Source organism: Flavobacterium sp. Flavsp81 (assembly GCF_059491325.1).
Genome location: NZ_CP168505.1, coordinates 560374 through 574931, shown reverse-complemented (window position 1 = coordinate 574931; position 14558 = coordinate 560374). Strand labels below are relative to the sequence as shown.

The following is a 14558-nucleotide window of genomic DNA, read 5'->3' as shown; positions in this document are numbered from 1 at the left end:
TATTTTAATTGCTTTTTAAATAAGGTTCTGCTATTGCAATTCTCCCACAAAAGTGACAATTGATTTTGCAGGGATTTCCAGATTATCAATTTTTTGAGCTCCGCTTCTTTTTAGATTTGAATTTTCAGCCGTAACATACGGTGTCAGTTCATTGTTTTTTAATGCCCCTTTCGATAAATCAAACTTATATTTCTGAGCAGAATTTCCACAATTTACAGCTACAACGATCAGTTTTTTGTTTGCTGTATCCTTGTAAGCAGTAAGCATTACATCGTTTGCTGATCCTAATTCATCCTGATTCGGAACATCAACTCTCAGCATTCCCGGACGTACAAACAGAGAATAATTTCCTAAAGCCCAAAGCAATTTTGAATCATGAAACTCCCCATCATTTCTTACATAGTCCGGTGTGGTTCCTCCTTTGCTTTTTCCGTCATCCAGATAAATCAATCCATCCTTATAGTCTACTCGTGTAATTGATGTCCACCATTGCCATGAAGCAGCGTTCGCAACTGCAATATCATTGTGTATCAAACGTGCAACAAATAATGCGGTCTGCATTCCCAGATCTCTTCCTCCGCCAGAACCTCCGGGGATTTCGGCTTCTCCGGGATTCTCTAATATACAGTATTCAGACTGCCAATATTTTAAACCTGGTTTTTGCTTTACCTCTGCAGCGATTAATTTTCTGCTTAAAACCTGTTTATCTACTGGCCACGTTGTAAAATAACTGTGTCCTAAAATGACATTTTTTACATTAGGAAGTTTAGAAATATTGGTTTTGGTTTTTCCGAAAAAATAATCAATTTGATTGTCGCGATTTTCACCATTTACATTTTCATATAAATAATTGATTTGTGCCGCTTCTGCAATCACAATTTCTGTACTCATTTTTTTAGCTTTGAGTTTTTCTGAAAGTGATTTGGTCAAATCGTAAATTTCCTGATTGGTTGCCGGCGTTCCTTCCTGACTGTTCTGATCACCGCTTTTAGGCATCCATTCCCATTGCGGCTCATTTATAGGACTCACATAATCGAATTTAATTCCTTCTTTTTTCTCTAATCCCTGAATACTTTGAACTAAAAAATCGGCAAATTTTGGAATTGCTCCATCTTTTAGATTCAGTTTATTCTTTTGAGTTGCAAAAGATAATCCGTTGTTTGTCATATAAACCGGCGGGCTATTGGTAAAAATCAGAAATTTTTCGACACCGCGTTTTTTAGCTGCCTGTAAAAACCATCTTTGTCCCTCCTGTTTAGAAAAATCATATGTTCCGTCGGCATTTAAAAAACATTCGCTCCTTCTCCATTCATCGGAAACTTTGCTTTTTTCTCCTTGTTCTGTACTTCCTGCACCCAGATTAAATCTCCAGATCGAAAGCCCGATTCCTTTTGGGTTTCCTTCTGCATCTATTTCTTTACTAAAAAGCAAATCAGCAATCGCATTCTTTTTCTGCTCCGGCCAATTTTTCCCAACGAACTGCATTCTCCAGGCATCAGAGCCTCCAAAACCATCCATGGTTTGTACAACATTATCTATGCTAATGATGACGGTTCGCTGTGCAAAAGACAACGAACCCATCAACAATAAAAGCGAGAGGTATACCTTTCTCATTTTTTTATATTCTTTCTATTTTTTGATTTTGAATAATGCTGAAAATCTCAAAAATAGTATTTCATTAAACTTCTTTCTTAAAAAGAACCCTTATTTACCCTTTGGTTTACTTTTAAAAACATAGAAACATAGTTTTTTGTAATTAGAAGTTTGTTCACTTTTTATAGCTGCCTCAATTGCTATTTGAAAATCTACAAACTTATCTATCCTATGTCTCTATGTTATAATTTCTTATTATTTATAAGTCCCTACGTAAGTTACAATTGATTTTGCAGGAATTTCAAAATTTGTGGCATCAACGGCTGCACCTTTTTTCAAACTTAAAGTTTCAGAAGTTGTGTAAGGTGTAAATTTATTATCTGTCAAAGCACCACCTGCAAGATTCAATTTGTATGTTTTAGCCGATTTGCTAATGTTAACCGCTACAATCACCAATTTTTTGGTTGCTGTATCTTTGTAAGCTGTAAGCATAACATTTGTAGTAGCTGCTGCATTATCCAACTCAGGGATTAAAACTCTTACCATTCCCGGTTTTACGAAAAATGAAAAGTTCCCTAATGCCCAAAGTGTTTTTGAATCTCTGATGAATCCGTCATTTTTGCAATAATCCGTATTTCCTGCTCCATTGCTTGCGCCATCATCTACGTGAATTAAACCGTCTTTGTAGTCACCACGGCTAATCGCTGTCCACCATTGCCATGAAGTAACACCACCAATAGCAATATCTGTACTGACAATACGAGCTGTCCAAAGTGCAAGCTGAATTCCTAAATCTCTTCCCGGACCTGCTCCACCAGGCAATTCTGAAGTTCCAGGAGATTCCAATACACAATATTCTGAAGACCATAAACTAAGTCCTCCAATTGACTGTACTCTTGAAGCAGCAGATTGTCTTGAAGAAATCATTTCGTTCAAAGGCCATGCCTGCCAGTAGCTGTGTCCTGATATTGTTTTCTTTACATTACTTAATCCTGCAATATTCTTAGCTGAATTAGCTCCAAAGAAATAATCAATTTGATTTGATCTGCTTTCTATTCCCGGAACTGTTTTGTATAATGGTTCGTAAGCTCCTGCTTCTCCAACTACAATTTTAGCTCCAAGTCCTTTTGCCTGTAATTTTGGCGATAAAACATTAACAAAGCTGTAAATATTAGCATTTGTTGCCGGAGAACCTTCCTGTGCTGAACCATCCCAATTGTATTGCGGCTCATTAAAAGGACTCACATAATCGATTGTTAAACCGTGCTCTGTTTTTAATTTATCTAATGAATTTACCCAGAAATCAGCAAGATCCGGCATTTTTCCATCTTTCAAATTATAAAATTCTTTGATAGAAGCATGCGCTTTTCCGTTTTGTGTTAAATAAACAGGAGCGCTATTTGTAAAAGCCAGTAATTTGGCAACACCACGTTCTTTGGCAGCTTTCATAAACCAAACCTGACCTGCTTGTTTAGTCATGTCATAAGACACTCCGTCTGTAGTAAAACACTCGGTACGTCTCCATTCATCACTAATATCACTTGCATTACCCTGTTCTGTACTTCCTGCACCAAGATTGAAACGCCATAAGGATAATCCGATTCCTTTTGGATTTCCCTCAGCATCCAATTCGTTACTGAATAATAAATCGGCAATTTTATTTCTTTTATCTGAAGGCCAGTTTTTTCCAATGAAATTACATTGCCACGCATCAGAAGCACCAAAGCTTTCCATGGTTTGAAGAGGCATATCCAAATTCACATTCAAAGTAGTAGTTGTCGCAGTTTCCGGATTTGAATTGTCTGAGTTCTCAGAATCACAGCTTACCAGTAAAGAGTTAGCGAAAAGCAAGCCTGCACATAGCAGACTTACTTTATTATTATTTATAAATTTCATATTAGTAGTTAGGGTTTTGAGTAATTAGACCTCCACTTAAATCTATTTCTATCTGCGGTATTGGCCACAACAAGTTCTTAGCAGGATCAAAATTGATTCCTTTGTCCTGTGATTCTCTTGTATTTGTTGTTTCGTAAGGATCAGTTGAACTTAAGTTGTATTGAACAAAAGTCCCGTTTGGTCCCATCAAAGACTCAATAACTCGTTTTCCTGTATTTGGATCTTTTTCACGACGGATATCAAATAAACGCAATCCTTCAAAAGCTAATTCTAATCGGCGTTCTTTGTAGATTTGTCTTAAAAGTGTCGGTCCTGAAATACCAACTTTAGGAGCCAATTGTACACGTGCTCTGATAATGTTAATATCTGACAAAGCATCTCCGCCTGTATAATAATTTGCTTCTGCTCTTATAAGATACATTTCACCAAGACGAATCAAAGGAACATTCAATGGTAAGTGTCCGTCTTTTTTATCTAATGCACGACGCGTAGCTATAGGGATATAATATTTACGACAAATACGTCCTGATTTATTATCATTTAAACTGAATTTATGAGTTGGGTTTAAAAGCTCATCTCCATAAGCCGGCTCACCCCATTTTGTAATGGTACTTTTACGACGAATTACATCATTCTCAGAAAGATAGGCGTTTTCCAGATCACTGGTTGGCATACACCATCCCCAGCCATCAATAACATCCTGAGCATCATTACTTGGAAAGTTTTTCTTGTCTTCACCCCTTGCTCCTGAGAAAGTAGGCAGCATAGATCCTAAATTTTTATCCTGTACAGATGAAGATTGTGCTTCAAAAATTGATTCTACTCCGTTATGGTTGTTTACATTCCAAATGTTTAAGAAATCAGCTTCAAGGGCAAAAGGTCCTTCTGTAATTACTTTGTTTGAATATTGTTTTGCTTCGGCCCATTTTTCCTGAAATAAGGATACGCGAGCCAATAAAGCATAAGCTGCCCATTTGTTAACTCTTCCGCTTCTATTTACCGGAATGTTTTCCAATTTTGCAGCAGATTCTTTAAGGTCAGCTTCAATTTGTGCATAAACTTCGGCAGCTGAACTGCGTTGTAATTTCAAATCAGCAGTTCCAAGCGGAGTTGTATATAACGGAACGCCTCCATAAAGGTTTACCAATTCATAATAGCAATAGGCACGAATAAATAAGGATTCCCCCATATACTGATTTTTTTGAGAATCAGAAATTGGTGATGTTGCCATTCTCGCTAAACCTATATTAGCCGATTGGATCGTATAATAATGTGCCGTATAAATACTATTCAAACCTCCCATTAACGAAGGGGTGATAATATATTGCGAACCAGGTCTGAAAGCACCATTGTCCTGACCGGTATTACCCATCCAGGCATCATCAGTCGCAGTTTCGTTAATTAATCTTGGGGCAAGTAATGTATACCAATCATTAGACAACAATACTCTATGTGTCAATTCATTCACATAGTTCTCACATTCCTGGGCTGTTTGAAAATAGTTTTCTAAGGTTTGAGTTCCTCTTTCCTCTTTTTCGATAAAATCACTACAGGAAACTGCAATTACCGAAAAAGCTATTATTGATAATATTATTTTTTTCATGTTCGTTTTTTATTAAAATGCTACATTAAGACCCATTAAAATTGTTGGCTGAATTGGATAATTCCATCCTCCAAAACCTGATCCTAAAACTCCTCCCCCTACTTCAGGATCTACTCCTGTGTAGTTAGTCCAAGTCCATAAGTTTTGACCTGACACTGACAATCTCAATTTCTCTAATCCGAATTGATTCATGAAAGTATATCCTAACTGAATGTTTTTCATACGTACGTAAGAACCATCTTCAACATAAAAAGAAGAGAATTTTGTAAAATTTTCGTTGTTATCATCTTTCGATAAACGAGGAACATAATTAGAAGTCCCTTCTCCATGCCACGCCATTTGGTCTAATCCGCTTACTTTGTTTGAAAGACTTGTACCATTGTATAAATCTGAAATATTTTGGTTTACAAGGTCATTTCCTATACTTGAATAGAAATTAGCAACTAAATCAAATTGTTTGTATGCAAAATTCAAATTTAATCCAATATTATAATCAGCCCATGGAGAACCAATTTTTGTTCTGTCTTTATCGTCTAATTTTCCATCTCCATTAACGTCTTTGAAACGAATATCACCGGCTTTTGCATACGGCTGTAATTTAGTACCGTGTTCATCTGTATGTGAGTTCAAATCTGTTTGGTTTTGAAACAATCCATCAGCTACATAACCGTAAAAATATCCCGGCACTTCACCTTCAACAGTCAAAGTTCTATTACTTGAACCGTAAAGTTTTTCTCCTTTAGCTGATAAATTTAGCATCTCAACATTTACAGTAGTAAAAGTCAGATCTGCACCATAAGAGAAATCTCCTTTTTTATTTTTATAAGATAGCAATAAATCGATACCGCTTGATTGCATTGAACCTACATTTGTCCAGATTGTAGAATATCCGGGAAAACCACTATATGTTGGAAACTGTTTTAAGAACAACATATCATTTGTCTTTTTCTGATAGTATTCTAATGATCCGGAAATTTTATTATTCCACAATGCAAAATCAAGTCCAAAGCTAATATCTTCTACTGTTTCCCATTTAATATCTTTATTCGCCATTGAAGACGGATAAGAAGTATCTGCAATATCATTACCAATTGGGTAAAATCCTTGTCCGATATTTGACTGATAAACAGCACCAGGTAAATTCTGGTTACCTACTTTACCCCAACCTGCTCTTAATCTAAGATCATTTACTACAGATTTTGTATTGTCCATAAAACCTTCATTCGAAATTCTCCAGGAAAGAGAGGCAGAAGGGAAATTTGCCCATTTGTTATTTGCCATGAATTTAGAAGAACCGTCACGTCTAAAAGTACTTGTGAAATAATATTTACTGTCGTAGTTATAAGAAAGACGGGAAATATAAGACATCAAAGAACTTGACCAGCTGTTACCGCTGCTATTACGATTTTTAGTTGCTGCGTTTAATTCTCTCATTGAATCAGAGTTGTTAGGAACTCCTTCTCCATAACCCCAAACATCAGATCCGTTATACTCCTCCATCGTATTACCGATCATGAAAGTAGCATTGTGTTTTTCTGCAAATTTTCTGGAATAGGTTGCAGTATTCTGCCATGACCAATTAAGAGTAGTCGTATTTTTTCTTTCAATGCTATTGATTTCAGCTTTTTCATGGGCAGCATCAATTTCAAAATCAGGGCTAAATTTATTCCATACATTATCACCAACCTCAACAGATGCCTGAGTACGGATTACCAAACCTTTGATTGGTGTATATTGTAGGTATCCATTTGTATTTAGGTTATACTGATCTGTATAATCATCATATCTTTTTACAGCCGCAACCGGGTTCCATACATATGAAGGAGAACGTGCATAAATGCTGTACTCATTTTCTGTTCCGTTTAATTGCTCTGCCGGTTTATAAATTGGTGTAATCGGATCAATTCTATCAAAATCAGCCCAGTTTCCAGGAGATCCCCAGGTTTCATAACGTGGGTTTACTGTAATTCCGACAGAAAATTTATCAGAGAATTTAAAATCATTTGCTATTCTCATTGTAATTCTTTCCCATCCTCCAATTCCGTACATGGATTCTGAGTTATAATAATTTAAACTTAAAGCATATGTATGTTTATCTGAACCTCCGGAAGCTCCTATTGAAGCATTTGTTACAGGAGTACCTTTTCTAATTCCGGCGTTCCACCAGTCAGTAGTTTTACCTCTGTATTGAGATGGGTTTATCAAATAATCTGCATAACCTGAATTGTTATATGCTGTATTCAAAATAGTAGCGTAGTTTTCAGCATTCGCCATATTATAAGGATTATTCATTATTTGCATCCCTGTACTCAAATCAAAATTGAATCTTGTCTTTCCTGCTTTACCTTTTTTGGTGGTAATAAGAATAACTCCATTTGAAGCTCGGGAACCGTAAATAGCACTTGCCGAAGCATCTTTTAAAACCTCCATCGATTCAATTTCATTATTACTCAGGAAGTTGATACTTGTTCCCATCGGAATACCATCTACTACATAAAGCGGATCTGTATTAAGATTCACTGTAGAGATACCACGAATCAATATTCTTGGTTGGGCTCCGGGACCTCCTGCACCAGTAATCTGAACCCCTGCAACTTTTCCCTGCAAAGATTCTGCAACGTTCCCAACGGTCATAGTCTGAAGTTCCTTTCCTTTTACTGAAGAAATCGAACTGGTAACATCACTCTTTTTAACCGCAGCATAACCAACCACAACAATCTCATCTAAAGTCTGGTTTAATTCTTCCATAACCACATCAATGGTGTTTTTTTCACCTACTTGTACTGTTTTATTTGAAAAACCGATGAAAGAAAATTCGATCTGGGAGTTTCTGTTAGGGACACTAATCGAGTAATTACCATCAAAATTAGATACAGTCGATTGTGAAGTTCCTTTTACTGTTATGTTAACTCCGGGAACCGGTATGGCGCCTTTATCCTTAACAGTACCTTTGATTGTTATTTGCCCAAATGTTGCAGCACTGCACAACACGGCAATAAATAACCATATAAATCTATATTTCATATTTAGATATTTTATTTATTAAATGTTATAACAAAGTATAACAAACTATTTTTTTGTTATAAAGGCTCTTTCCAACTCAGTATCAACAATAACTTTGTAAACACCTGCAGCTGCTGTGTATGCACCGTTACCGTTTTCACCTGGTGACATAGTGGCAATACCATTATTAATCAATCTCCATTGTGGATTCCACCACTGACCTGTGAAAGTAATTTTCACAGTTGATCCTGTAAGTGTAATCTCTCCAAGTAATTGATATGGATTATCCGGGTTATTAACCAAGTGTAAGCTTCCTGTAACCCATGCATTCCAAGTATCCCAGTTAGCGTCTTTAACACCTTCACCACAAACACTCACAAAAGTTTTTCTTAGCGCTTCATCATCATTCCATGATCCGTTGGCAATATCTGCCCAGACTTTACTTGATGGCGTATACTTAGTAGCTGTATAAGCCATTGTATTTGGATTTATTTTTATGTTGTAATATCCTTTGGTAGGCAAAATAATTGGTGCTGAAGCAGCATTATCAACAATATTTCCTGAGCCATCTAATCCAAAACAGTGTGGAGTAAAGTCAGATTCCTGTCCTAAGAAATAAATTTCTTTATTATCCTTATCAGCATAATATTTAAATTCAAAATCCTGTCCGTTTTTCACATGGAAATACATTGGAACACCAGCTGCATCAGTTTTAAGATTAGTTCCTTTTGGCTGATCACATAAATAAATTGCAGGATATTCATTTGTAGCTATAATATTTACATTTAAGCTTCCTGTATTAGGAATAGCAAATTTATCTTTAGCGGTAATTGTCAATACATAGTTAGCAGCAGTAACAGGTAAAGTATATTCTTTACTGAATGTATAAGATTGTGGGGCACCCTGTAACTGAACTGTTTCATTAATACCAAGAGCAGCACACTGAACCTGAACATAATCGATACCTGAATCATCATTAACTACAAAATTTACTGGCATTACATTACTCGTTGACAATAAAATAACGGCTCCGTCATTTGGGGTAAGCATACTTATTGCAGGAGCAGCAAACTCTCCGTCTAAGCGTAAGTCAATATCTTTATCAACAGCATTACCAGAAACATCTGTTATTGTCAATTTGATTTTAAAAGCTTCAGATGTACCTCTGTCCGCAGGAACCTCAAAAAAATAGCTCAAATCATATGATTTAAGTAACGGGTCTGTAGCAAAAGTGATCATTTTGTCTAAGGATAGTTCCGGAATTTGAATGCGTACACTTTTTAATCCTAAATCATCAGCCAGGGCGGCCTTGATTTCAAATTTTCTGGTTGGTGCACCGTAAATTTCAGTGGTAGCAACAACAACCGTTGGATTTTCTGAACTTGGAAAATCAGCTTCATTATTTTGGCATCCTGTAATCAGAATCGCAAAAAGGGCAAGAAAAAATAAAAATACATTTTTTTTCATTTCTTTAATTTTAAGGTTAGAGTTAGTTAGTTTTTTGTTCTAAGTTGATATTCTAAAAATGAATAAGTTCATTCTTGAAAGTGGTCTGAAATTGTTTTTTCTTTTTAATATTAGAAAAAGCAATAAAAATTAGGGTTTGTTTTTTGTCATGTTTTTAAGGTTTGGTATTTATTTGTTTTCTTTTTGGTACTTATAATATTTCTTTATTCTTAACTTAATTTACATCTAATTGTATTTATTTTTTAAACCCGCAGTTTTAAACTGCGGGTATGTGATAAGTAATACGTAAAACCAACTCTTACTATCTTATTTTAAAGAAGGCTCAATTCTTTAAAGAGATAAAAAAACTTATCGTAAAAAAAACACTTATAATATACACAGTAATACAACTAACTTATTACTAATAAGTGCAAAGTAATGTCTAGTTTAAAATTTTGATGAGGGGTAAAATGGAAAAAAAAGGAGGTCAAATTCGTAATCACAAGTTATTTTAAGGTAAAAATTAAGAAGTATTAAAAAATACTAGCTTTTTTTTACACAAAACACAATTACACATTACTTATATGCAATTCGCCTACAATGAACATTTTTGTTTCAATGAGGTGTTTTATGTTAAATAGGAAAAATAAAATTTGATTGAAATGCTTGTTTTTATGACCAATTGGGCGTAGTTCAAAAGGTATTAGACTGATCCTATTCCACTTCGCTCAAATAAACTTAATTAAAGAAGCCTTTCGAAGCAAAAAGCCTTCGACTACGCTCAGGATGACAATGGTTTTCAGACGTATAAAGATTTACTTGAATTTATGCTTTTGATCTATTTTATTTCTATATCAAATAAGAATTCAATCAATTACTCCAACGAAGTTATTTTATAATATTCAAATCTGCATTAAAAGAGTTTTTATATTTTTTGATATACTCTGAAGGTGTCATACCAAATAATTTTACAAACTGCTGTCTAAAATATTTAGGATCTTCAAAACCTACCTCAGCACTTGCCTGAGCAATATTCATCTCTTCGGTTAACATAAGCATGGCAGCTCTTCTTATTCTCACAGAGCGAATAAAAGCATTTAAAGTCTGCCCTGAAATGATTTTTATTTTAGTGTAAAGTGTTCTATGGCTCATTCCCATTTCAAGAGCAAAGTTTTTTATTGTAAAATCTCTTTTATGAATATTTGCTTCTACAATATCGATACATTTCTTTAAGATTTCCTGATATTCTACAGGGACTTTCTGTGTATTTTCTTTAAGCGTTATACTGTCCAGGAAATATTTGCGTAAGGTACTGCGGTTTTTTAATAACGATTCCACACGTGCTACCAAAATATCATCATCAAATGGTTTTGTAATATAATCATCGGCTCCGTCATTTATTCCCTGAAGGTGTGTTTCAGGATTTTTTGTTGCCGTTAATAATATTACAGGAATATGCGATAAAACATCATTTTCTTTTATTTTTCTACACAATTCAAGACCATCCATGTTTTCCATAGTGATATCACTAATGACCAGATCGGGCATGTGTTTCTTGGTTTGTTTTAAGCCTTCTTCTCCATTTTCTGCACTAAAAACGACATACGTTTTTGAAAATAATTTTATCAGATATCCTCTTATTTCTGCATTATCATCAACAATAAGGACTGTACGCTTGTCTGTCAGCATTATTTTCTGAAAATCACTTTCTGAAACTGTATTATTTATCAATTGATTATTTTCTTCTGAGTCATCTATTATAAGTTCATCAAATAACTGACTCCTTTTTGCGACTACATCCGTAATTTCAATATTTTCAAAATGACTGTTTCCTTTTAAGAAAGTCAATTTAAACACACTTCCTTTTCCAACTTCACTGCTGCAGCTTACTGCTCCTTTATGTTTATCTACAAAATATTTTACGATATAAAGTCCGATTCCAAAACCGGTTCCAACAGATACTTTTGAATTTATCTGTTTGAATTTTTCGAAAATTACTTCAATATCTTTCTTTTCTATACCATCACCACTATCTGAAATTTCTAATATCACTTCAGTATCATTCTCCTCAAGATTAAGATTAATTTTTCCTCCATCCGGAGTATATTTAAAGGCATTTGACATTAAATTGAATAAGGAAATTTCTATTTTTTCATAGTCTCCAATTATTTCAATGTTATGATCGGGAATATTAAAACTATAATTGATGTTTTTATCTTTTGCCTGATTTACAAAACACTGATATACTTCATTGCAAAGACTATTTACATTAATGGCAGATAATCTAAGCGAATCGGCATCATTTTCAGCTTTACGGAAAAGCAATAACTGATCTACCAGACTCAAAAGTCTTCTGGCATTTCTGTGCGCAATTGCCAAATCACTTCCTGAAGAACCATTTTGAACACTTTCTTTCTGAACCGCTTTTTTTAACGGATTTATAATAAGTGAAAGTGGTGTCCTAAACTCATGCGATATATAGGTAAACATAGACGATTGTTTCTCGGCAACTTCTTTTTCTTTCTTGCTTTCTAATTCGGCAATTTTTACCTTATACTTTAGTTCTTCTTTATTCTTGTTATATTTTATATAGGCAAAAATACTGGCTACACCTGCCAATATGTATAAGGCATATGCCCACCATGTTCTGTACCACGGCGGTAAAACAGTTATATTGATAAGACTTTCTTCTTTGTTCCAGCCGCCTTTAAAATTGGTTGTTTTTACTTTAAAAGTATATTTTCCTTCCGGTAATCTCGAATAATTTGCTTTCCGCGCCTGACCTACATAATTCCATTGCTCATCCCAGCCATCTAAATAATAGGCATAATTTATTTTATCGGCATTGTTATAATCCAGTGCTACAAATTCTAATGATAGAGTGGTTTGATCATATGACAGGCTTACTTTTTTTATTTTATCGGAATCCAAATTATTTACTACTTCCGCATTCGTATCTTCGATTGGCTGGTTATTTACGTAGAAATCCGTTAACAATAAATTATTTTCCTGATTAAAACCTTTTATAGCTTCAGGAAAAAAGATATTAAAGCCATTTATTCCTCCAAACAAAAATTCTCCTGTTGATAATTTAATTCCGGCATTAAAACTAAACTGATTACTTTGAAGCCCGTCATTTACAGAAAAATTCCTGAAAGTTTTTCTTTTTTTATCAAATCTGCAGATTCCGTTATAAGTACTCATCCATAAATTACCTTCTTTGTCTTCAAGAATTCTTAAAATGGTATTTGAAGGAAGACCGTCATCTGCAGTAAGTCTTTTAAATGTATTTGTTTTTCTGTCAAATAACAACAAGCCGCCCTCCTGTGTTCCTAACCACAGGTTTTTATCCTTGTCTTCGTATATACACCTTATTTGATTATCTATATTTATTTTAACAATTTTTCTGGTTGTTTTTTCAATAATAAACAAGCTGTTATAATTCCCGCCTAACAATTTTCCATCACTGGTTTCAGTAAGGCATTGCAAATTATTAATGGATGGATCAAAGAGTATAAAACTATTTTTCTTTCTGTCAAAAAGATACAGGGAACCTTCATTGGTTGCACTCGCCCATATAATATTTTTTGAATCTTTATAAACAAACCATATGTTTTTTTCGACTTGTCTGGTAAATGGATTATAACAGGAAAAATAACTTACTGTATTGTTTTTTGGGTTAATTCGGTTTACACCTCCTGCCCAGGTAGACAGCCAGATTTCATTATTACTATCCCGTATGATACCTGTAATAAAATTACTTGTAAGCTTATTGCTCGCATTCCCCGAATTGCTATACGTGATATATTTATTGTTTTTTCTGTCCCAATATTTTAATCCTGCACCATCGGTTCCTACCCATAAATTATTTTTTTCATCTTCACAAAAAGATAAAATAAAGTTTTCGGCAGGATCATTTGCATTATATCGGATACTTTTAAAATACTTAGGCGTATTACTCAGCATGCTTATTCCGCCACGCAAAGTCCCAAACCATTTGTTTCCGGATTTATCTTCATATAAACTCCAAACCGAATTACTTTTTACAAGCAGATTATTTTTTAAAGTGTTGTACGGAACTGCATTTTTATTTGTTCCGGTAACTTTATAAATTCCACAGCCATCTGTCGTTATCCAAAGTTCTTTTTTCTTATCCAGAAGAATATCTGAAACGCTGCATTTATTGGAAAAATAATTTTCTGAAAGTACACCGGTCTTTACGTTAAACAAAAAAAGGCCTTCATCAGATCCAAACCATAGATTTCCATCTGCAGAAAGTTCCATTGCCTTAACTCCTGTCGAAAGTGGAAAAACAACCTTTAAACTTCTGGACTTATAACTGTAACTGCAAATACCAATATTTCGAACATAGATCCAATAATAGTCCTTTTTCTTATCTTTCTGTATGGCTATAGCATCATAATTATCTATACTTTTCTTACCCGAAACTTTAAGCGGAACATGTTTTCCTGTAAATGATCCTTCTTCAAAAGCTATTAAACCCAAATTCTGAGAAGCTACCAATACCAGATTATCAGAAACAGAACTCGTTTGATGAATAATGTCTTTTAATATTTTTGGCTTATTGTTCGAGAACACATATTCAACAGGGTGAAATGTTGCATTGGTTTTGTCATAAATACATATTCCGTTAGATCCTCCAATCCAGATATTTTTTTTAGAATCGCCCTCAATATTATAAATTGTATTAAATAACAATGATTTTTTATCGTTGATTCTATTTCGATAAACTTTAAAATTATAACCATCATACCTGTTTAGTCCATCGTAAGTTCCAAACCACATATAGCCATCACTATCCTGATAGATTGTTGTCACCGAATTATTAGACAATCCATCAGAAATATCCAGAAATTTAACCGGGTATTCTTGCGAATAACCTGTTAAGGAAAAAGCTAATAATAATATAAGGTGTTCAAGAAAATTCTTCAAGAAAAATATGTTTTTAAAATTAATTTATTTGATTTAATGGAGAATGCACAATTATAAATCAAAT

6 protein-coding genes are annotated in these 14558 nt (G+C 34.3%); all 6 read right to left on the bottom strand.

The window, feature by feature from the left end:
* Positions 1 to 30: 30 nt before the first annotated feature.
* Positions 31 to 1614, bottom strand: a complete 1584-nt coding sequence (locus ACEN92_RS02500) for a glycoside hydrolase (protein ID WP_495640793.1) — start codon at positions 1612 to 1614, stop codon at positions 31 to 33.
* Positions 1615 to 1848: 234 nt separating this feature from the next.
* Positions 1849 to 3489, bottom strand: coding sequence for a glycoside hydrolase (locus tag ACEN92_RS02495; protein ID WP_495640792.1), 1641 nt, complete (start codon positions 3487 to 3489; stop codon positions 1849 to 1851).
* Between the two features lies 1 nt (position 3490).
* Entirely contained in the window at positions 3491 to 5092 is a 1602-nt protein-coding gene (locus tag ACEN92_RS02490) for a RagB/SusD family nutrient uptake outer membrane protein (protein WP_495640791.1), read from the bottom strand.
* Between the two features lie 12 nt (positions 5093 to 5104).
* A complete protein-coding gene (locus tag ACEN92_RS02485; RefSeq protein ID WP_495640790.1) occupies positions 5105 to 8116 on the bottom strand; it encodes a SusC/RagA family TonB-linked outer membrane protein in 3012 nt (1003 codons plus the stop codon).
* Between the two features lie 45 nt (positions 8117 to 8161).
* Positions 8162 to 9562: a cadherin repeat domain-containing protein gene (locus tag ACEN92_RS02480; RefSeq protein WP_495640789.1), complete on the bottom strand. Its 1401-nt coding sequence runs from the start codon at positions 9560 to 9562 to the stop codon at positions 8162 to 8164.
* Positions 9563 to 10429: 867 nt separating this feature from the next.
* A complete protein-coding gene (locus ACEN92_RS02475; RefSeq protein ID WP_495640788.1) occupies positions 10430 to 14494 on the bottom strand; it encodes a hybrid sensor histidine kinase/response regulator transcription factor in 4065 nt (1354 codons plus the stop codon).
* Positions 14495 to 14558: the final 64 nt, after the last annotated feature.

Bases quoted from the DNA above. Each gene is read 5' to 3' on its own strand.
- ACEN92_RS02500 (WP_495640793.1), bottom strand. From the start codon at position 1,614: ATGAGAAAGGTATACCTCTCGCTTTTATTGTTGATGGGTTCGTTGTCT.
- ACEN92_RS02495 (WP_495640792.1), bottom strand. From the start codon at position 3,489: ATGAAATTTATAAATAATAATAAAGTAAGTCTGCTATGTGCAGGCTTG.
- ACEN92_RS02490 (WP_495640791.1), bottom strand. From the start codon at position 5,092: ATGAAAAAAATAATATTATCAATAATAGCTTTTTCGGTAATTGCAGTT.
- ACEN92_RS02485 (WP_495640790.1), bottom strand. From the start codon at position 8,116: ATGAAATATAGATTTATATGGTTATTTATTGCCGTGTTGTGCAGTGCT.
- ACEN92_RS02480 (WP_495640789.1), bottom strand. From the start codon at position 9,562: ATGAAAAAAAATGTATTTTTATTTTTTCTTGCCCTTTTTGCGATTCTG.